A 20317-nucleotide genomic window follows, 5' to 3' on the forward strand; every position below is an offset into this window, starting at 1 on the left:
TGCTACTCAATTGATACCAAAGTTGGGCAGCGCAGGATGGCGACTGCCCTTGCCGGGGGTTATTGAATGTCGCTTAGTCTACTTACCTCTCCCGAGGCCGTCCACCTCGCACTGGACGAGTTCGACAGTCTTGGCGAAGAAGAATTCTTGCGCCGTTACGGCTATGGGCGATCGCGTAGTTATTTTATCATTCGCGACGGAAAAAGATACGACTCGAAAGCGATTGTGGGAGTAGCTGTAGGCAAGCAGTACCCTCAACGAGGTCCTCTTCGCGCGGATGAATTTTCGGGAGGCGAGCAAACCGTCCAAACAAAGCTGAAGCAACTCGGCTTCGAGGTGGTCAGCCCTGGTGCCGCCGATAGCTCGCCTAGGGCGGAATTCAGTTCCAACGAAGCTCTGCTCGTTATCACCGAGATCTGGGGGGAGCCTGTTGTCCCCCCTACAAAATACCTGGCGGTGTGGCGCACCAAAAGCGGGCGTGAACTAGCGCTGCAGCTCGACCAACGCAGCGCCCGGGTCTGGATCGAGGCTCCTCCCCCATCCTTGCCCGGTGTTTCAGTCCAAAGAGAGTATGGACCGAAGGACTCGCGCAACTCTAACTTGAAGGCCAACGCACCGTGTCTCGCCCAGCCAAACTTTGCTTGGTATACCGCATTATCCAACGCGGAAGCTTTAAGCTTACTCTTGGACTGGTATGGCAATCTTCCCTCTCTTGTCCTGAACCAAGAGGAGCTTGAGCGCCTGAGGGTAGCCTTCCTGCGCGAAATGCCCGACTTCCAATCGTTCGCAGATTCGGGCCACACGTACCTCGAGCATGAGCGGGACTACAAGGACGAACTCCGCATGCTGTTCCTGGCGGATGTCTTACCGTTGGCTGAGAAGGCGAGGCAAAGTTCAGATGCTGCGCATGCACTCACGGCTGCGCTCCATTCCATTTTAACGCGGAAACTTAAGTCAACCGGCCGCCCCCAGAATCTTATCCGTTGGCAAGTTGTCGATCGGCTCAAGCCTGGCGATAAATCCATGACCGAACGTCTCGGTCGCGCGCTAGCCGACCTCCTTATTGAAAATGACAATCAAATCTCGCGGCTTGAGCGGTTCATCACTGTTGTCGGGCTTGAACTCCAAAAGGCCGGTGTAAGTGGGCCCAATGGCATCGCCCGGCTCTTAGGCTCCTGTGCGCTTATGCTTATGGATCCGGAGACTTTCGTTGCCATTCGTACAGAGCTGTTTGAGAAATCAGTCAATAGTCTCACAGGAACGCGTTTCCCAACCTACTCAGATGAACCGGGGCGGGTTCGGGTAAGTATGGATCTCGCTGAGCGCCTCCGTAGCTACCTGGCCGATGTCTGGCACTGGAGGCCTAAAGATCTCATTGATATTCAGAGCTTCCTGTGGGTCTCCCAGATGTATGATGCTCCCAATCAAGAAATTGATGATACCTCCGCCGAGCCGCCGGAGCTCATTGCTACGGAGGTACAGATCCCAGCCTACTCTATCGATGATGCGATGAATGGTCTTTTTATGGATCGCTCAAAATTCGAGCGAATTCTTGCGGTCTGGGGCGCAAAAAAGAACTTAGTCTTGCAAGGGGCGCCGGGAGTCGGCAAATCGTTTGTTGCTCGGCGCCTGGCTTACACCCTATTGGGTGAAAAAGACCCTTCACGGTTGGAAACCGTCCAGTTCCACCAGTCCTACGGGTACGAGGATTTTGTGCAGGGATACCGTCCGACCGAGAGCGGGAGCTTCGCTCTCCGAGACGGCGTCTTCTTTCGCTTTTGCCGAAGAGCCCTGAGCGACCCTAATCGACGGTACGTGTTCATCATCGACGAGATCAACCGCGGGAATCTGTCCAAAGTGTTCGGTGAGCTGATGTTGCTCATTGAGCCCGACAAACGGGGGCCCGAATGGGCAGCCCGGCTTGCCTACAGCAGCGAGGACGATGCTCCTTTTTATGTGCCCGATAATCTCTTTATCATCGGGATGATGAATACCGCGGACCGGTCGCTCTCCCTTGTCGATTATGCGCTACGCCGGCGATTTGCGTTTGTCACGCTTGAGCCGGCATTCTCCGATCCAAAGTTCCCCGAGCATCTCGCTGCCGCTGGTGTTACCGGATCTTTAATCGGCCAGATTGTTGATGGAATGATGCAGGTAAATGCCGCGATTGCTGAAGACAGGCTGAACCTCGGGCCAGGGTTCTGTATCGGGCACAGTTTCTTCGTGCCCACAAGCAATAGCCCGACGGTCGAGTGGTACCAACGCGTGATCGATACGGAGATCAGGCCGCTTATTGAGGAGTACTGGTTCGACGATCAGTCAAAGGCAGCAGCCTGGTGTGAACGGCTCCTGCGAGCGCAATGACAATCCCGATCCGTAATCTCTACTATCTCTTCACGTACGCTTGGGCGCAGTTTCCGGGAGGGGTAAGCGTAGCCGCCGGTGTCGATGAGGCTCCTGACCTCCCGAATCTGTTGGCTCAACTGCTGATCAGCGGAGCGAACCGATTACTGCGTCGTGGATTGGATTGCGGCTATCATGGCTTTACCGAGGATACGCGGGCACCACGCGGGCGGCTCCAGCTGGATCGCATCATCAAGGAGCAGACTCTCCGTAGAGGCTCGGTTATCTGCAGCTATGATGAGCTCACCGCTGATGTTCTGCATAACCAAATCATAAAGGCCACTGCCAGAGCCTTGGCACGGGCAAACAACATAATGCCTGAATACGCACATGAGTTGCGGATCCTCACCAGGCAGATGGCAGCGGTCAGCGATATACGCGTGAGTCCAGACCAATTCAGGCGCGTGCAGCTGTCCCGCAATACCAGCCAGTACCTGCCCCTCCTAAAACTCTGTGAATTAGTATCTCGATCGCTGTTGCCTGATCGTCAGGGATCAGAGACGCGCTTCGTTGACATCCTTGAGGATGAGGCGACGATGTCTGCCGTTTTCGAGGAGTTTCTTCGAAACTTCTACTCATTTGAGCAACGTGCCTTCAGGGTCGCCAAGAAGATTATGAGCTGGGACGCAAATGCTCTGACCAGCAATAGCGCCGGCTTTCTCCCTGTTATGGAAACTGATATCACACTGAGCTCGCCCGCGCGGACAATTGTGATCGACGCTAAGTTCTACAGAGAGGCTCTGATTGCGCGGCACGGCTCCAAGAAGGTCCGGTCGGGTCACCTTTACCAGCTTTTTGCCTATCTGGAACACGCGGGGCTACACGGGTCGGCCATGCAAGTCGACGGAGCCTTAATTTATCCTGCTGTTGGGGAGCCAATCGACCTGCGTTACCAGATCCGCGGGCATGAGGTAATCGTGCGGGCCGTGGATTTGAGCCGGCCATGGCGTGAGATTCACGATGAGCTGCTTGAGATCCTTTCCCAATTTGGAATGAGTGGAAGTCCCTCTCAGACACAAGTGGCCCAGGCGACCAACCGTGTGGCGTCTGACAAAGATGTTCTAGGCCAAATAGCCTAGCTTGGCAGTCGTCGGCTTGCGCCGTACCCTTCATCCTTGTCTTCAAGTCGCCCAGTCTTCCAATTTCTAACGCACCGTTTATGCGTAGGCATCAGCAATCCTATCACTACCCTAAAGGTCCCTGGCGGGTTCCGGCGCCCAGACAGGCACGAAAGATGTTTGGGGTCGCAGTGGTCGGCTGGATCTTTGCAGGGGCGATGCTTGCTTACGAGTTCTTGGAAAGAGGCACATTCGATCCAATACGGTTTTTTGCGGCCGGAGGCTTCTTCACCTTCGCCGCTGCATTGAGTTGGGTCTTTTCCGCTCTCATGGCCGTCAGCCTTCGCAGACTACGACCTGAGTTTCCAAAGCTCAAAAGGATGCCTGCAGAACCCCTTCGCTCGGGTCTTTGGGGCTCGCGGAGCGGATCTCAGTCGGGCCAGGTGCGCTCTTTGAGGGCACGCGTTGGAGAGTCGATTAAACTCCAAATGAAGCGGGACAAGCTCCCAAGCGCTGGGTTGATTGGATTAGCCCTCGCCATCGGCGCTTCGATTGGGGGCTTGGCTTTCGTAGTCTATCCCCGTCTCACACCGGGCGCCAACACCGTCGCTGCCTCTGCAAACTTCCACCTCTGCGGCTCGTTGAATGGCCGGAACTGCATCATTGACGGCGACACGATCTACCACAACGGGGTGAAGATCAGGCTTGCCGATATCGATACTCCTGAGATCTCTCGTCCAAAATGCACCTCCGAGTTGGAGCTCGGTCAAAAAGCCAAGCACCGGCTACTCGAGCTGATGAACGCCGGGCCATTTGAGGTCATCTATAATGGTGGCCGTGACGAGGACGTCTATGGACGCAAGCTCCGCATCATTAAACGTGACGGGAGATCTGTTGGGGATGCACTCATTGTTGAAGGTTTAGCCCGGCGCTGGGATGGGGCACGACGCAGTTGGTGTGGATGAGCTCCATATGCATCTTAGCCCGGGAATTGGCGCCTGATGAAGGAGAAGCTCGCTATAAGGCCACTCAGGGGGCCTGAGATACGGGGTGGCGGCCTTGCAAGCCGAGCGTGCCATTCTCATCTGCGGGCCAACTCCACCCTCTGACAACACGAGCCTGCCAATGCCGGATCAATGCAGTTCCTATCCGTCTGTTCGCGATGACGCTGCCGCTATGGATGACGCAGCCCTGGAGGAAGCGTGCCTTGCCGATGAACTCGCGGTCTTAGCCGGTATCCTCGAAGGGCAAGGGTGTCCCTGTGCCGCGTACGCCTTTTGGCAGGCGTCCCGCAGACACCAGGTGCAGAGCCTTCTCCACACAGCCCAAGCCGCTGCTGCCCGGGTGGTCTAGGCTCCGGAGCTGTCATGCATTCGGCCCAACTCACCACAAAAGGGCCATCGATCCCATCCATTGCCTCCCGCTTGCATTGGCATATCAAAGAGGGGCAACTTGAGTACTGGCATTATCACCACGGCAATCATCCTAATCATCTGCTATGCGATCATCTCCAGGATCGTGGGCTTTGCGTTCCGTCTTGTCGTGCCGCTGGTGCTGATCGTGCTCCTGGGTGGTGCGGGTGTTGTCTCGGAGCTGATGCCGGGGCGTGCTCCGAATCCCTATGCTGTCGATCAAGACATCTCTTATGGGCCTGCTCAGCGCCGTACCGGAGGTGACATCGGCGACCTGCGGTTGCGCGATGTTGCGGATATGGCTGTTCGTGCAGTCCGATCCCTCCTCGAGGGTAGCCTTGGACTGCTCAACCGCGTCTCAGAGCCTGAGCCGACCTCAGATCTTTACCGGCCCATCGAGCCTCGGCATTCCCGCCATGGCGAGTACCGGGAGGGGCTGCCTGATGAGGATCGTGGCTGGAGGCAAGTGGACCCGCAAGAACGCTGGTAGCCTCTCGCGGCGAGGCTCCGCTCTGCATTGGTTTTACAGCCGCGAACGCGGGGACCACGGAAGGACAGGCTACAGCTATATTTTCCGGCTGAGAAAGCGTGAGCCTGTCAGGCCGAAGCGCCAGGGTAGCTCAGCCGCGCGAGTGATGCCGATGCGCACTCCCACAGAGACTTCCACCTCCTTCGCCCGCCTCATGAGCCCGAAGGGCGGCCGATCCAAAGGCAATCTGTTGTGGGCAATGCTCACGCTCATGGCTTGGCACAGGCGTCCAGGTCCGGAGCAGAACATGCGCGGATCGTGGACACCCCGTCGTTCCTTCATGATCTCCAATCCGACGATGGGCTCTAACGCCCTGATCAAAACGGCACTTCCGGGCAGGCAGACGAAGTTGAGACACCAATGAATCCCGTACGAGGGGTAGACATAAGCATGGCCCGCAGGACCAAACATCGGGGCATTGCGAGGAGAGGGTCCGCAGAAGCTGTGGGAGGCGGGATCGTCGCTGGTATAGGCCTCGGTCTCGACGATCAGGCCACCGATGCCGTCGATCAGGACGGTAGCGCCAATCAGGTCGCGAGCGACGGTGACGGCATCCCGGGCAAAGAAGGACTGACGGAGCGGCATTGCGGTCAAGGCGGGCAATCTTCTCGCGCAGGGGGCTATACTGGGACAGCCTAGAAGGGGAGAGCTTCGCTCAGGTGTGTTGTTCGTGCCCAGAACTGCTCGGTGAGGCAAGCGAGACTTCGAACTTTGGAGGCACTGAAGCTCCGAGAACTCCTTGCATCGCAAGCCTTTCAGGGGCGCGTACCAAACCGGCGCAGTCCAGAGCTTTGGAGAAAGTTGGCCCCGGAGAGAACAAATCGGGAGAAACGGGACTTCCTGCAGTCCAGAGCTCTACGCCCAAAACGGCGAAAAACCTGGGCTTTTCAGCGTCTCAGGAGAGGCCAGAGAGCAGTTTGTCAGGAACAGATGGCGGAGGGAGCGGGATTCGAACCCGCGATACGGTTTCCCGTATACACACTTTCCAGGCGTGCGCCTTCAACCACTCGGCCACCCCTCCAGCACGGAATCTTTCTGCTTTTGCAATCTTGTTCGCATCTGCGCGGACGAGATCAGATTCCCCGCATCAACGCGGAGCGCTCCTGTAGCTCCAAAATGGTGCAAAAGGCAAGACCGATCTTCAGAAAGTTTGAGCAGGGTGACTTTGCGGCAGCGTCAAAACGCTCTAAATAGTTCCCCTCCATATGGAGAGGTATCTTCCCTTGAAATTCCTGGCGCGTAGTTTGGGGCTTCTGCTGGTTGCGGCCGGCTTCATCGGTCTCGTGATCGATGGAACGCGTTCGATCGTCAACCATGCCATCTCGTTCGTTTCGCTCTCAAGCGCGGCCGGCGCCTTGTTCCCGGGCGGCGCGACGGGGTTCGAGGGACAGATCGCCGCGCGGACCTATCCTTGGCTGTGGGATCCCTTCGTCAGCCATCTCCTCCAGCTCCCAGCCTCGGTAACCGGCTTCCTGGTCGGTGCGCTGCTCCTATGGGTCGGGCAGAAACCGCTTGAGCCGATCGGCTACCTCGCGGGGCGCTAAAGCCTTCACGGCAAGGTGAGGGCTCGGCCTCTCCCTTCGGCGGCATGGAATACCCACATTGGGCCGGTCGCCAGAGATGCCTTCATGTTCAGCTTCCGCAAACCCCTGACCCTTCCCGCTCCCGACCAGGCTTTGCCTGGCCGTGCGGCTCCGCTTCCCACGGCCGAGCATCACTTCGTCAACGGCCGTTCCCTCCAGCCGCCTTACCCCGAAGGCATGGAGAAAGCTCTGTTCGGACTTGGCTGTTTTTGGGGCGCCGAGCGCAAGTTCTGGCAGATGGGCGACGGCATCTGGGTGACGGCCGTGGGCTATTCCGCTGGCATGACCCCCAACCCGACCTACGAGGAAGTGTGCTCAGGCATGACCGGGCACAACGAAGTCGTGCTTGTCGTCTTTGACCCGAAGAAGACGTCCTATGAAGCGTTGTTGAAGACCTTCTGGGAGAACCACGATCCCACCCAGGGCATGCGCCAGGGCAACGACGTGGGCACACAGTACCGCTCAGGGATTTACGTGTTCGGCGAGGCTCAGCGCGAAGCGGCGGAAGCGTCGAAGGCGGCCTACGCCCACGCGCTCGCGGAGCGCGGCTATGGCCCCGTTACGACAGAGATCCTGGACGCTGGTCCGTTCTACTTTGCCGAGGATTACCACCAGCAATACCTGGCCAAGAATCCGAACGGCTATTGCGGCCTGGGCGGCACGGGCGTGTCTTGCCGGGTCGGCACCGGTGTCGCGGCCGAGTAAAGAAAAGCGCCGACAGAGAGTGCTGTCTGCGCCTGTATTCTCATGGTGAAACGAGAACCCGTCCGCATTCCTCAGGCAGGTGCGCCATGGTGAGGGGCGGGCGCGGCTTGCCGGGTTTCGGATGGAGCATCTCCGGTGTGAACCAACCCGCGAGTTCCTCGCCGCATCCGTCGCCGCGCGGCGGCGGATCCTGATCGGAGCAGGTGGCATCCCCCGCAGGGCAAGCGATGCGGATGTGGAAATGGTAGTTATGGCCGAACATCGGCCGCACCTTGCTCAGCCAGCCGCGATCCTGGCCGGCCTCGCGGCAGAGCGCCTTCTTGATCGCCGGATTCACGAAGATGCGCGCGACGCTTTTCTCGGACGCGGCGGCGCGGATGAGAGCCGTGTGCTGCGGCGTCCAGACGGCGGGATCGACATCGAGCCAATCGCTGCGCACCATATTGGTCGCAGACATCTCCTCGCGCTCGAGCCGTGACAGGCGGCGATCGGGCATGGGAGTAAGCCACACATCCGCATCGAGGCCGATCTGGTGGGAGGCGTGACCCGTGATCATGGGGCCGCCGCGCGGCTGCGAGATGTCGCCGATGAGAAGGCCCGGCCATCCGTTGATGCTGGGCACGCGCGCCGAGAGGCGCTGCAGCAACGCGATCAGCTGCGGGTGTCCCCAGTTGCGGTTGCGGGACAGCCGCATGACCTGCCACGTCTCTCCATCGACCGGGATCGCGGCGGCGCCTGCCACGCAGCCACGGGCATAGCTGCCGATGGAGCGCGCCTGAAGAGAGGCAGGCGTCGTGCGGCGGCCGAACAGTTCCTTTGCGGCGAGCTTAGGATCGTTTGGATTGGCCAGGGACGGCAGAGGCTTCGGATCGAGCGTCCCCTTGTCCTGGGCGAGGGCGGGGCCGCCGATGACGAGCGCAGCGATCAAAGCAAGAGAGCGAATCGGATTCATGAAGCAAGGCTAGCGTGTGTGGGCAAAGTCTGGAACGCCCTGCATGCTGTCATTGTGTCGCTCAAGGAAAAGGGCCGGACCTTCACAAGGTCCGGCCCCTTCTATTTCTACGCAGGTCAATGCCGCGGCTGCGGGCGGCCTTCGCTCGCTCCGCGCTGGCTGATATGGCCGGGGCCCATCGTGCGCTTGTCGTGGCCATTGCCGGTGCGGCGCATGGCGGGTTGATAGCGCGGCATGGGGCGCTTCGCGCGACTTGGGCGGCGTCCGCTGGTGGTGAAGGGGGCCAAGAGCAGACTCGCGATTGCCGCACCAACTCCGGCGAGGGCGGCCGCCGTCGCGAAGGGATGGAGTTGTGCTTCCAGCAGCAGGCTCGTCTTGCGCGGCTCGCCGGGAAGCGACGAATACATGTCGCCATCCTCGCGGGCGCGATAAAGGTTGTCGCGCATCTGCGGGCGCTCCGGGTGGTTCGTCGTCTGGGTGCTGTAACCGGTCAGCTCCATCGCCTTGTCCGTGAGGCGGGGGGCAATCTTGCCCATCGCTCCGATAACCCATCCGCCGAAGCCGATGGTGAGCTCGCGCCGTTGATGCTCGGCGGCGAAAACGATGGCTTTGGCTACCAGGTGCGGATCATAGGTCGGAGGCGGAACGGCTGTCTCCTTGTCGAGGTAATTGCGGGCGTGCTCGGCATAGGGTGTGTCGATGGCCGATGGCTTGATGAGGGTCACCGCGATTGGTGCTCCTTGAGTTTCCAGCTCCATGCGCAGGCCATCGGTGAAGGCTTTCACCGCATGTTTCGAGGCCGAGTATTGGGTCTGGAGGATCATCGCGCGCTCGGACAGGACGCTGCCGACATTGATGATGGTGCCGCCGCGATGGCGCAGATGTTCGGCCGCGATAAGCGAGCCGTTCACCACGCCCCAGTAATTCACTTCGAAGAGCTGCCGCTGATCTTCGATCGGGATCTTGTCGAGCGTCCCGTAGAGAGCCACGGCGGCATCGTTCACCCAGGTGTCGAAGCCGCCGAAAGTATCGATGGCTGTTCGGGCGATCCGCTCCAGATCCTCGCGCTTGCTCACGTCTGCCGGTACCGCGATGGCGCGGGTGCCGCCCCGGCTGAGTTCGTCCGCGACCTTGCGCAGAGCCTCTTCATTCCTGGCGGCCAGAACAAGGCCCTTGGCCCCGCGCGAAGCAAACAGATGCGCTGTCGCGAGGCCGATGCCGCTGGAAGCGCCCGTGATGACGACCACTTGCTCCTCGACCGGCTTCTGGCGAACGGGCATGGCAATCTCCTTCGTTGTCCTGGCGTGAAAATCGAGGGTCAACGTGAGGGTAATCGCGGGGTTCCTATGGCAGCGCTTGATGCGACAGCGGCCGCAAAACCTTGGAATGCTTGGGAAGTAGGGGCTCAGCAACCGGAACGGCTTCTTGACCGGAGCGTTGCCTTAGACCTTGCAGATGAAGGGAGCGAGATGATGGAGACGACGGTACAAAGCAGCGATATCCGTGAAACCCACAGCCTGATTGCCAGCGACAAGGTGGAAGGGACTCCGGTTCGCCGCTCTGATGGTGAGAAGATCGGTACGATCGAGCGTGTCATGATCGAGAAGCGGTCCGGCAGGGTCGCCTATGCGGTCATGAGCTTCGGCGGTTTCATGGGGCTGGGCGAGGAATACTACACGCTTCCCTGGAGCGTCCTGAAGTACAACACCGAACTTGACGCCTACGAACTGAATCTTTCGGAAGACCAGCTGCGCGGGGCACCCCGTCGTACGGCCGAGGGGCACGACGCCTCTTACGACCGCGAATGGGAAGAGCACGTCCACCGCTACTACAATGCCACCCCCTATTGGGGCGAGAGCGACCCGATGAGCACTGGGCGCTAGAGCGCGGATAACAGCCTCTCAAAAAGAAAATCGCCCGGCTCTCACCGGGCGATTTTTTTATGCCCATGCGCCAGCCGACAGGGCTAGGCCCTCTCCTGGCGCATGGGCATGCTTGGCTTAGCGCTTCGACTTCGAGGGGCTCTTGCGAGCGCCCGACGAACGCTTGGCGACCTTGCCGGACTTCTTCGTAGCGGAAGTACGGCTGGACGCAGCAGCAGCGCGCTTCGTCGTCTTCTTGGCAGCCGTCTTACGGGCCGAAGCCTTCACCGCGGTGCGGCTGGAGCTGCGGGCCGCGGACTTGCGGGCCGTCGAACGAGCGGAAGACTTGCGGGCCGCGGACTTCGCAGCCGACTTGGCGGAGGTCTTCCTCGCAGTGGTCTTCTTAGCAGCAGTCTTCTTGGCAGAGGACTTCGCAGCCGACCTCGCCGAGGTCTTCTTGGCGGTAGTCTTCTTCGCCGTGGTCTTCCTGGCAGAGGACTTCGCCGAGGACTTCGCGGCCGACCTGGCCGTCGTCTTCTTAGCAGCAGTCTTCTTGGCAGCGGTCTTCGTGCCGGCCTTCTTCGTGCTCTTGCGAGCCGAGGAAGTGCTGGCCTTCTTGGCGCTGGTCTTGGAGCCCCTCTTGGCTCCGCTTTTTCTGGTGCTGGTCGCACCGGTATCACCCGTGAACAATGCTGTCAGCGGGTTCTTGTTGTCTGTCGGCATAGCCGCCTCCTTCAAGGGCCTTCGCGTGCAACCGTCACGCTTGCAAGGCAACGTCGTTATACCAAGCGGGTTCCGATTAACGGAAAGTGTAGAAAGTAGAACTCGCACTTTTTCTGTGGATACTTTGCCCGGATGAACAGCCTGAACTTACGCTTTCAGAGCACGACAGAAGGCGCAAGATACGACTCGCAGAGTCTCTTCTTCGGACTCTTCAACATCACTTCCGATCTATCAGATTAGTTTTGTTCGCTACTTGAAAGTCCTTTGTTTTCAATGCGTTAGCTGCAATGAACCGATCTCCGTCTTCGCTCCGAGCTTCTTGTCGAGCCCGTCGAAAATCTCTTCTGTGCGAGAGGAATGGAGCAAGTTAAGGCGGTGTTGTTGAAGCACTTTTCGAGAGGCGAAAAATTTTTCGCCGCCCGCTCAAAAAAATGCGCCTTGAACGTCATCGAAACGCGGTTTGATGCTTCGAGTGACTCAAGAATCACTTCACGAGCATCCTGACGTAGGGACAAGGATGACTCTGAAACGCGCCTCCCGATTGATGGTGGAGCGACACGCGGCAACCTGCCTCCGGCTCGACCCTTCACCTGGTGCACGAGGCACGGTATCGAAGGGCATCAGTCACCTCTTCATGGTCCATCTTGCCTCATCGCAATCTCCCCGCCGTCGTCGCCTGGATGAGCGGCGCGCTCCTCGCCTTCTCCGTTACCGCCGTCGCAGTCCGCGCGCTGGCACCGGCTTTCTCGGTCTTTGAGATGCTGGCCATGCGCAACGCCGCGGGCGTCGCGATCCTGCTTGCTCTCGCCGGTCGCAAGCCGGAGCTCCGAGCCGGTTTAAAGCCACGGCGCTTCTCGCTTCATCTCGCCCGCAACGTGCTGCATTTCGCGGGCACCGATGGCTGGGCTTTCAGCCTCACGCTTCTGCCGCTCGCCACCGTCTTCGCGCTTGAATTCACCACGCCTGCATGGGTTGCGCTGCTGGCGCTTCCGCTGCTTCAGGAGCGGATGACCTGGGGCCGTTTCGTGGCTGTCGCGCTGGGATTTGCAGGCGTTCTCATCATCCTTCGCCCGGGCGTGGAAACGCTGCAGCCGGCAAGCCTCCTGATGCTGGGTGTGGCCTTCTCCTTCGCCCTTGTGGCCATCATGACGAAGCGCCTGACGCGAACGGAGAGCACCTTCTCGATCCTGTTCTTCATGAACCTGCTGCAACTGCCCATGAACCTCGCGGGCGTCAGCCGGGCCTTCTGGCTCGCGATCCAGCCGGCGCATGTTCTGCCGCTCGTCGGCATCTGCGCGGGCGGCCTGCTTTCGCATTATTGCCTGACGAACGCCTATCGCCGAGGCGATGCCACCATGGTCGTGCCCCTCGACTTCATGCGCATTCCGCTGATCGCCTTTGTCGGCTGGCAGCTCTATGGTGAGCCGCTCGATCCTTATGTGTTTCTCGGCAGCGCCAGCATCGTCGTCGGCCTGCTCTACAGCTTGAACCGCGAGGCGAAATCCTCATGACTTGGTCGCCGCAGCAAGACGCCGCTTTGAAGGCCGTGGCCGATTGGCTCCGGCGCGGCGACCGCCCTGTCTTCCGCCTCTTCGGATATGCAGGCACCGGCAAGACGACGCTCGCCAGGCACATCGCCGAAGGCGTGGATGGAGAGGTTGCCTTCGGAGCCTACACGGGCAAGGCGGCCCTTGTGCTTCGTACGAAGGGCTGCACGGATGCGTCCACCATTCACTCCATGATCTATCGCTCACGGGAGGGGGATGAGAACGGTCCGCAATTCGTCATCAACCGACAGAGCCAGGCCGCCAAGTCCGATCTCATCGTCATCGATGAATGCTCGATGGTGGATGAGGAATTGGGGCGTGATCTTCTGTCCTTCGGCAAGCCGGTTCTCGTGCTCGGTGACCCGGCGCAATTGCCGCCGGTGAAGGGTGGCGGCTTCTTCACCGAAGCCGGGCCCGACGTGATGCTCACCGAGGTTCACCGGCAGGCCAAGGACAATCCGATCGTTCATCTGTCCATGCAGGTGCGCGAGGGCGGCAGGCTCGAGCCCGGCTCTTACGGCGAGAGCCGCATCATCCGTCGCCGCGAGATCGACGCCGCCACTGTCATGGCGGCCGATCAGGTGCTCGTCGGTCTCAACAAGACGCGCCGCCTCTACAATACGCGCCTGCGCGAACTGAACGGCTATCGCGATCCGATGCCGGCTGCCGGTGAGAAGCTCGTGTGCCTGCGCAACGACAAGACCAAAGGCCTGCTCAATGGCGGCACCTGGAGTATCCAGGCCCTGCGCGGCATTCGCAACGACTTCATCCGCATGGATGTCATTCCCGACGACGATGTGCGCCGGAGGTCCGTAGAGGTCGCAGTCCACAAGGCCTTCTTCGAGGGTACGGAGGAGGAGGTGCCGTTCGCCCTGCGTCGCGAGTCCGACGAATTCACCTATGGCTATGCGCTGACCGTGCACAAAGCCCAGGGCTCGCAATGGGACGACCTCGTGCTCTTCGATGAATCGTATGCCTTCCGCGAGCACCGCAGCCGCTGGCTCTATACCGGCCTGACCCGTGCCGCCGACAGGGTGACCGTCGTCATGTGATGCTCCGGCAGAGAGATCTGCCGGGCTCGTCCAAGGAACCAAGGCCAAGCTCTCGCACTTATACAAGCTGGACCGTTGTCGACGAGGCTTGCACGATGCTGAAATGGGCCCTGATCTTTCTCGTGGTGTCGCTGATCGCGGGAGCCTTGGGATTCACGGGCGTCGCTTCAGGCGCCAAGACGATCGCCAAGATCCTGTTCGGCCTGTTCCTCCTGGCCTTCATTCTTCTCATCCTTCTGGCCTGGGGCGCCGGCGAGCTGATCTTCTGATTCCCGAGCCCTCAAGGTGTCTGGCGGCTGTCTCTCTTCCGCATGAGGCTTAAGCATGCATCCAGTGCATGCAGTCTCTGCTTATGAAGCTTTGCCTCTTGTTGCCGAGATCCTTATGAGGGACGTCTCCTTTTTGCGTTTCAAGATGCCACGTTGAAACTTTATGTCTCGGCGGCGCATTGAAACCTTCATACAAGAAAGAGACGCCATGAAACGCCGTACATTCCTCACAGCCGCTACGGTCGGTGCAGCGGCAGGAGCCATCGCCAAACCGGCTATCGCCCAGTCGCAACCTGAGATCCGCTGGCGCATGACCTCCGCCTTCCCGAAATCCCTTGATACGCTCTTCGGCGGCGGCGAGACCTTTGCGAAGCTCGTGTCGGAGGCCACCGACGGCAAGTTCCAGATTCAAGCCTTCGCTCCGGGCGAGATCGTCGGCGCCCCGCAGGCGGCCGATGCGATTGCCGGCGGCACCGTCGAGATGGGGCATACCTGCTCCTATTACTATGTCGGCAAGGATCCGACCTTCGCGATCGGCACCAACCTGCCGTTCGGCCTGAACTCGCGCCAGACCAATGCCTGGCTCTATCACGGCGGCGGCAACGACCTGCTGAACGAGTTCTACGCCAAGCACAATCTCTTCGCGCTGCCAGCCGGCAACACGGGCGCGCAGATGGGTGGCTGGTTCCGCAAGGAGATCAAGACCGTGCAGGACCTGCAGGGCCTGAAGATGCGCATCGCGGGTCTCGCGGGCCAGATCCTGCAGAAGCTCGGCGTGGTGCCGCAACAGATCGCAGGCGGCGATCTCTATCCGTCGCTCGAACGCGGCACCATCGATGCCGCCGAATGGGTGGCTCCTTACGACGACGAGAAGCTCGGTCTGAACAAGGTCGCGCCCTACTATTATTATCCGGGCTTCTGGGAGGGTGGTCCGGCGATCCACTTCTTCATCAACCTGCAGAAGTGGAACGAGTTGCCGAAGACCTATCGGGCGGCCATCCAGGCTGCGGCCGGGTATGTGAACGTGGATACCCAGGCCAAGTACGATGCGCGCAATCCGGCGGGGCTGCGCAAGCTCATCGGCGATGGCGCCCAGCTGCGTCCCTTCTCGCAGGAGATCATGGACGCCGCCTACAAGGCTGCGAACGAGATCTATGACGACATCTCGGCCAAGAACGCCGACTTCAAGAAGATCTACGACAGCTACAAGGCGTTCCGTGGCGAGGAATATCTCTGGTTCCAGGTGGCCGAATACGCCTACGACACCTTCATGGTCCGCGCCCGCGCGCGAGGCTGATCGGGCTTCATCAAAGAAGGGCGGGCTTCATGCCCGCCCTTTTCAGTTTTCGGTTGAGCCTCATTGGCTCGGGAAGGCCGAGGTGTCTCCCCCTGCGAGCTTGGTGGCGTAGTAAGCAATGGTTTGCGAATAAACCTGCGACCTGTTCCAGGCGCGGATCGCCTCGAAATTCTGCGAGCCAGGTTCCCAGCCGCCGCCTCTGACCCAGCCGTGGCCTTTGAGATAATTGGCCGTCGAAGCCAGAACGTCAGCCGGAGAGTGGAGCAGATCCGCGCGTCCATCCCCATCGAAGTCGACGGCATATTTCACGTAGTTCGAAGGCATGAACTGCGTCTGCCCCATCTCGCCGGCCCATGCGCCACGCATCTCGGCAGGTGAGAGATCGCCGCGATCGACGATACGCAAGGCGTCGAAGAGATGAGCCTGGAAGAATTCCGAGCGACGGCAATCATAGGCGAGCGTTGCGACCGAGCGGATGACGGGGAGATTGCCCCTCACGGCGCCGAAATCGGTCTCGAGTCCCCAGATCGCCACGAGCACGGGACCCGGCACGCCGTAGCGCTGTTCGATCCGCGCGAGGGTCGCGGCATGCTTTCTGAGCATGTTCGCTCCACCTTTCAGACGCGCAGGCGACACCATGCGTCCGGCAAATTGCTCAAAGCTCTGCTTGAACACACCCTGGCCACGATCTTTCCGGATGATGCTCTGATCGAATGTCACACCCGACAGGCCTCGTTTCACCGCCTCCGGTGAAATGCCCTGTGCGATTGCTTCCTGCTCGATATCCCCAAGCCATTTCTCGAAGCCGGCGGGATCCCGGCAGGTGGCGGCCGTGGCCTGTCCCGCCGCAAGAAGAAGAGTTGCAATGACCGAGGCGCGCAGCAAAGCCTGCATGAGTTCTCTCCCAGAATTGTTCAGCTCTCGAGCGAGGTAGGGTCATTGGCAGGCAACTCAAGGCCGCTGCGCTCCAGGCAACCTGCCGAGCTTTGAGGCGTTGCTACGAAGAGAGGCCGATCTGAAGGTTAGCGGAGAGATGAGACACTATCTTGCAGGGCTGTCATGCATGGGATTGGTGGCGGCTACTCTGTGCGGGCTCCCGCAAGCCTATGCCGCAAAGATTCCGTTGCAGGGTGCCTCCGGCTTTGACGAATTCGTGCGAGTGCAGTTCGATCAGCAACTCGGTCGGACCCGAGTCGCAGGTCGCGTCGCCTCTCACCTGTGCTTCTCACTCGCACTTCAGCAGGAATGGCGCGCCACGGCAGGCGGCATGGAAACGCGACTGAAGTCGGTGCTTTCCAATGCGGAGCTCGAGGTCAGCCTTCGCCCTGCAGATGAACTTCGCGGGATGCCGCAAGCTGATCTGGCGAGCCGGGATGCCGCCCTCCTTCAGCAGGGTTATGAAAGCCTTCTCGGGCGTCCTGCCCAGTCCGTTTCCCTGGTATCTCTTTCCCCGGTGACGACCCGATGGTCCGCAACGTGGGTCGATGCTCATCTCCCCTCCGGCCCGCTGACGGTTGAGGCTTTCATCGTTCCCCTGTCCGACGATTGGGTTCTTGAGCTTTCCTTCTCGAACATCGCTGTCAAGGAGGAGTACGACGCTCTGGTGCGCAGCCTTCTGGCAGGCCTGAAGGTGCACCAGGGGCCGGTCTGCGGCAGTCAAACGGCCTTCTAACCCGAGGATGCAACGACATCCGCCATGAAAGCTCTCCACTGTGACTCGCAAGAAGGAAGAGGCGGGGTTCTTCCCACAAGGGCTCATTTCATCTTGTGAGCCCTTGTTCTATGTGGAACCATCATATTCCCTCCTCGCATAAAGCCGGTTTAGTGCTCACCCGTTATACAAAGCTCGTTCCTGCCAATTCTCCTCTCGCGATGGGAATGGCCGTCGGATGCGTTGCCGTCGCGACGGCTGTGCGCCTTGCCCTGACGGCTGTCATCGGCCCCACGGCGCCGTTCATCACCATGTTCCCGGCTGTCCTGCTGGCTGCGGTCATCGGAGGTCTCTGGCCGGGCCTGCTGGCGATCGTCCTGAGCATTGTGGCAACCTGGTTTTTCCTTTTTACACCACGCATGGACTTCGGCCCTCTCTCGGCAGCGGACGTGACCAGCGTTGTCTTTTTCATGCTGGGGGCGCTTCTGGTGGTTTTGGTGGCGACATCCATGAGGCGCGCGGTCGAGCGCCTGGGGGAGGCGCAGGAGAAGCTCCTGGCGGCGCTTGATGCCTCCAGCACCGGGACATGGCGGTGGGACATCCAGAGAGACATCATCGAGTGGGATCCGGCGATGGCCAATGTATTCGGGCTCGGCCTGAAGAAGACACCGCGCAATGTGGAGGAGTTCGCCAGTCTCATTCACCCCGAGGATCGGGACTACGCAAGGACCGTGATCGGGGATGCCATCAAGAACGGGAAGACGATCGAGTACGAGTTCAGGGCAGTTCTCCCCGAAGGAGAGGAACGGTGGATCTATGATCGCAGCCGTCCGGTCTACGATCCCGAGGGAAAGCCGCTCTACATGATCGGCGCGTGCCTGGACATCACCAGCCGTAAGAAGACTGAGGAGCGGCAATCGCTTCTGATCCATGAGCTCAATCACCGGGTCAAGAATACTCTGGCGACGGTGCAGTCCCTCGCGATCCAAACCATGCGCAGCAGCCCCAGTCCTGAGGCGTTTCAGTCTAATTTCATGGCCCGCCTGATGGCCCTTTCCGCCACACATGATCTGCTGACTCAAACCTATTGGGAGAGCGCGTCGTTGAGCGAAGTGATCGAGGCTGAACTTCGCCCGCACGGCGGCATCGACGGGCTGCGCATCAAGGCTCGAGGAGACGCTGTTCGGCTGAAGCCTCAGCAGGCTCTCAGCCTCGGACTGGCCTTTCATGAGCTGGCGACCAACGCCACCAAATACGGCGCATTGTCGTCGTCTCAGGGTCAGCTCTCGATCACCTGGGATCTTGAGGCGGATGCTGCTGGTAAGCGCCAGCTCCTTGTTCACTGGCATGAACAGGACGGGCCTCCTGTCGCGAAACCCAGGCGCCAAGGTTTCGGAACACGTCTCATCGACCGCAGCATCGTGCACGAACTCGGCGGTGCCATCGAGATGGATTATGCTTCCACCGGCCTGGAGTGCCGGATGAGGGTTCCCCTGACCTCTCCTTAAGGATATGGAACATGGATGTGATCATTTACCACAATCCGCAATGCGGGACCTCGCGCAATACGCTGGGGCTGATCCGCAATGCCGGGATCGAGCCGCACATCATCGAATATCTGAAGACGCCACCCGCCCGATTGCTCTTGCGTCAGCTCATCACACGCATGGGATTGAGCGTGCGCGACGTGATCCGCGAAAAGGGGACGCCGTATCACGAACTCGGGCTCGATGATCCGTCGCTGAGTGACGACCAGCTGCTCGATGCCATGATGGCACACCCCATTCTCATCAACCGTCCCATCGTCGTCGCTCCACTCGGTGTGCGCCTCTGCCGTCCTTCTGAGACGGTGATCGATCTCCTGCCGCCGCAATTGGGTGAGTTCCGGAAAGAAGATGGCGAGCTCGTCGTGGACGCTTCAGGCCGTCGCGCCGGAACGGCTTGAGCCTCAAGAAGCTTCAAGCTGCGTCCCGACAGGAACCGTCGGTTCCGGAACGAAGTATTCCTTCTCGGCTTGGGGAGGGGATGCGCGCATGAGGCTGCGATAGGCTCCCCAAATCGCCATGAGCGCCTGAGCCACGATGAAAATATAGAGCAGCCCCACGCGTCCGAACTCCGTCATCGCGAGCCCTGAAATCACCGGCCCGACGACGGAGCCTGCCCCCTGCAGGATCAGAAGGCCGCCGGCTGCCGCCACGAACTCGCCGGGCTTGACCATGTCGTTCACATGCGCGGTGACGATGCTGTAGGTAGGGATCACGCTGCCGCCGAAAATCGCGACATAGATGAAGATCAGCCACGTCGGCACTGTCGGCGACACGAAGTGGATCAGGGCCATCAGGATGGCTGCTGCCATGGCGGATGCGCCGATGATCACATGACGCCGGTCGAGCCGGTCGGACAGCCAGCCGAGCGGCCATGTGGTGACGAAGCCTCCGAGCGTGCCGCAGGCCATGAAGATCGCGATCTCCGCCGTGTCCAATCCCCGCTCCTGCGCCCAGATGGGGCCGAGCGCGAAGAATGAGCTGGTGGTGATGCCGCAGAGAACGGCGGCCACCACACCGAAGGGCGATTGCCGGTAGAGCTGCATCAGGTTGATCCTGGTGTCGCTCACCGCGTGGGCTGGCGCGACCGCGCGTGAGAGCGCGGTCGGCACGAGCGCGAGGCAGATGAGAATGGCGACGAAGCAGAACAGCCTGTAGCCATGTGGATCGCCCGTGGGCAGAAGCATCTGCCCGCCAATCCCCGCAATGAGCCCTGTCATTCCATAAACGCTGAGAATCTGCCCGCGTGTTTGGGCCGTGACGGAGGCATTGAGCCAGCTCTCGACGACGATGAAGAGCCCCGCGAAGCAGAAGCCTGTCACCGCGCGGGCAGCGATCCAGACTGTTGGGCTGATCACGAGAAGATGAAGAAGTGCGACGCTTGCCGCGACGGCAGCCAGCGCCGCGAAGGTGCGCGTGTGTCCCACCTGCTGGATGACGCGTCCAGCCCAGAGAGAGCCCACGACGATGCCCGCCCAGAAGGCCGCGCCTACGGCGCCGATGATTGTGGGTGAAAACTGCTCGATGCTGCCGCGCACGCTGAGGAGAGTGCCCTGCAAAGTATTGCCGATCTGCATGAGGGCATAGCCGAGAAGAAGGGCAACCAGGGTCGGCAGCACGGAGCGCATGGAGGTGGGCATGGACTCTCCTGAAGGCGAGATCTTTGGTCCGTATCGTGAGAGCCTGGTCCGCAACCACGCATCCATGACATATCGAGGCCCGGCGCTTCA

20 protein-coding genes and 1 tRNA gene are annotated in these 20317 nt (G+C 60.3%); 15 read left to right on the forward strand and 6 right to left on the reverse strand.

Annotation, left to right across the window (positions count from 1 at the left end; all coding sequences use genetic code 11):
• Positions 1-66 precede the first annotated feature (66 nt).
• From DC522_RS34590 to DC522_RS03295, 4 genes are all read left to right on the forward strand, one after another.
• Positions 67-2364, forward strand: a complete 2298-nt coding sequence (locus tag DC522_RS34590) for an AAA family ATPase (protein ID WP_165820036.1) — start codon at positions 67-69, stop codon at positions 2362-2364.
• Positions 2361-3482 carry a hypothetical protein gene (locus DC522_RS03280; protein WP_116527274.1) on the forward strand — a complete coding sequence of 374 codons (1122 nt, stop codon included), beginning with the start codon at positions 2361-2363 and terminating at the stop codon, positions 3480-3482. Before DC522_RS34590 ends, DC522_RS03280 begins: the two co-directional genes overlap by 4 nt.
• Positions 3483-3949: 467 nt before the next feature.
• A complete protein-coding gene (locus DC522_RS03285) occupies positions 3950-4426 on the forward strand; it encodes a thermonuclease family protein (protein WP_116527406.1) in 477 nt (158 codons plus the stop codon).
• 487 nt (positions 4427-4913) lie between these two features.
• Positions 4914-5363 carry a hypothetical protein gene (locus DC522_RS03295; RefSeq protein WP_116527276.1) on the forward strand — a complete coding sequence of 150 codons (450 nt, stop codon included), beginning with the start codon at positions 4914-4916 and terminating at the stop codon, positions 5361-5363.
• Between the two features lie 75 nt (positions 5364-5438).
• Here DC522_RS03295 and DC522_RS03300 read toward each other — a convergent pair whose 3' ends face one another.
• Together DC522_RS03300 and DC522_RS03305 are read right to left on the reverse strand one after the other, a co-directional pair.
• Entirely contained in the window at positions 5439-5987 is a 549-nt protein-coding gene (locus DC522_RS03300) for a DNA-3-methyladenine glycosylase (protein WP_116527277.1), read from the reverse strand.
• Between the two features lie 346 nt (positions 5988-6333).
• A tRNA-Ser gene (locus DC522_RS03305) sits at positions 6334-6423 on the reverse strand.
• Positions 6424-6625: 202 nt separating this feature from the next.
• Here DC522_RS03305 and DC522_RS03310 point away from each other — a divergent pair.
• Together DC522_RS03310 and msrA are read left to right on the forward strand one after the other, a co-directional pair.
• A complete protein-coding gene (locus tag DC522_RS03310) occupies positions 6626-6946 on the forward strand; it encodes a PetM family of cytochrome b6f complex subunit 7 (protein WP_133239221.1) in 321 nt (106 codons plus the stop codon).
• A gap of 84 nt (positions 6947-7030) precedes the next feature.
• On the forward strand, positions 7031-7690 hold the full coding sequence (msrA, locus tag DC522_RS03315; RefSeq protein WP_116527279.1) for a peptide-methionine (S)-S-oxide reductase MsrA: 660 nt from the start codon (positions 7031-7033) through the stop codon (positions 7688-7690).
• 40 nt (positions 7691-7730) lie between these two features.
• On the opposite strand, the gene mepA is transcribed toward msrA, so the two are convergent.
• Together mepA and DC522_RS03325 are read right to left on the reverse strand one after the other, a co-directional pair.
• Positions 7731-8642 carry a penicillin-insensitive murein endopeptidase gene (gene mepA, locus DC522_RS03320; RefSeq protein WP_116527280.1) on the reverse strand — a complete coding sequence of 304 codons (912 nt, stop codon included), beginning with the start codon at positions 8640-8642 and terminating at the stop codon, positions 7731-7733.
• A 116-nt stretch (positions 8643-8758) separates the two neighbouring features.
• Positions 8759-9922 carry an SDR family oxidoreductase gene (locus DC522_RS03325; protein ID WP_116527281.1) on the reverse strand — a complete coding sequence of 388 codons (1164 nt, stop codon included), beginning with the start codon at positions 9920-9922 and terminating at the stop codon, positions 8759-8761.
• 192 nt (positions 9923-10114) lie between these two features.
• Here DC522_RS03325 and DC522_RS03330 point away from each other — a divergent pair, with 192 nt between their 5' ends.
• The 6 genes from DC522_RS03330 to DC522_RS03355 all read left to right on the forward strand — a co-directional run bounded on the left by DC522_RS03330 (position 10115) and on the right by DC522_RS03355 (position 15392).
• The gene (locus DC522_RS03330) at positions 10115-10525 is read left to right on the forward strand and encodes a PRC-barrel domain-containing protein (RefSeq protein WP_116527407.1); all 411 of its coding nucleotides are present in this window, start codon (positions 10115-10117) and stop codon (positions 10523-10525) included.
• Between the two features lie 142 nt (positions 10526-10667).
• Complete coding sequence (locus tag DC522_RS35355; protein ID WP_205769485.1) at positions 10668-11363, forward strand: hypothetical protein; 696 nt, start codon at positions 10668-10670, stop codon at positions 11361-11363.
• Between the two features lie 508 nt (positions 11364-11871).
• Positions 11872-12738, forward strand: coding sequence for a DMT family transporter (locus tag DC522_RS03340; protein ID WP_116527282.1), 867 nt, complete (start codon positions 11872-11874; stop codon positions 12736-12738).
• Positions 12735-13826, forward strand: coding sequence for an ATP-dependent RecD-like DNA helicase (locus DC522_RS03345; protein ID WP_116527283.1), 1092 nt, complete (start codon positions 12735-12737; stop codon positions 13824-13826). The genes DC522_RS03340 and DC522_RS03345 overlap by 4 nt, the downstream gene beginning before the upstream one ends.
• Before the next feature lie 95 nt (positions 13827-13921).
• Positions 13922-14095, forward strand: a complete 174-nt coding sequence (locus DC522_RS03350; protein ID WP_116527284.1) for a DUF1328 domain-containing protein — start codon at positions 13922-13924, stop codon at positions 14093-14095.
• Positions 14096-14303: 208 nt separating this feature from the next.
• Positions 14304-15392 carry a TRAP transporter substrate-binding protein gene (locus DC522_RS03355; RefSeq protein WP_116527285.1) on the forward strand — a complete coding sequence of 363 codons (1089 nt, stop codon included), beginning with the start codon at positions 14304-14306 and terminating at the stop codon, positions 15390-15392.
• A 60-nt stretch (positions 15393-15452) separates the two neighbouring features.
• Here DC522_RS03355 and DC522_RS03360 read toward each other — a convergent pair whose 3' ends face one another.
• On the reverse strand, positions 15453-16286 hold the full coding sequence (locus DC522_RS03360; protein ID WP_116527286.1) for a lytic transglycosylase domain-containing protein: 834 nt from the start codon (positions 16284-16286) through the stop codon (positions 15453-15455).
• A gap of 139 nt (positions 16287-16425) precedes the next feature.
• On the opposite strand from DC522_RS03360, the gene DC522_RS03365 reads away from it, so the two are divergent.
• The 3 genes from DC522_RS03365 (at position 16426) to arsC (ending at position 18988) form a co-directional block, all read left to right on the forward strand.
• Positions 16426-17064 (forward strand): hypothetical protein, encoded by a 639-nt coding sequence (locus DC522_RS03365; RefSeq protein ID WP_133239222.1) that lies wholly within the window; start codon positions 16426-16428, stop codon positions 17062-17064.
• A 152-nt stretch (positions 17065-17216) separates the two neighbouring features.
• Positions 17217-18551 (forward strand): sensor histidine kinase, encoded by a 1335-nt coding sequence (locus DC522_RS03370; protein WP_165820037.1) that lies wholly within the window; start codon positions 17217-17219, stop codon positions 18549-18551.
• An 11-nt stretch (positions 18552-18562) separates the two neighbouring features.
• Positions 18563-18988 carry an arsenate reductase (glutaredoxin) gene (arsC, locus tag DC522_RS03375; RefSeq protein WP_116527289.1) on the forward strand — a complete coding sequence of 142 codons (426 nt, stop codon included), beginning with the start codon at positions 18563-18565 and terminating at the stop codon, positions 18986-18988.
• A 3-nt stretch (positions 18989-18991) separates the two neighbouring features.
• Here arsC and DC522_RS03380 read toward each other — a convergent pair whose 3' ends face one another.
• Complete coding sequence (locus tag DC522_RS03380) at positions 18992-20227, reverse strand: MFS transporter (RefSeq protein ID WP_116527290.1); 1236 nt, start codon at positions 20225-20227, stop codon at positions 18992-18994.
• Positions 20228-20317 lie beyond the last annotated feature (90 nt).

This window comes from Microvirga sp. KLBC 81 (assembly GCF_003075415.1).
GTDB lineage: Bacteria > Pseudomonadota > Alphaproteobacteria > Rhizobiales > Beijerinckiaceae > Microvirga.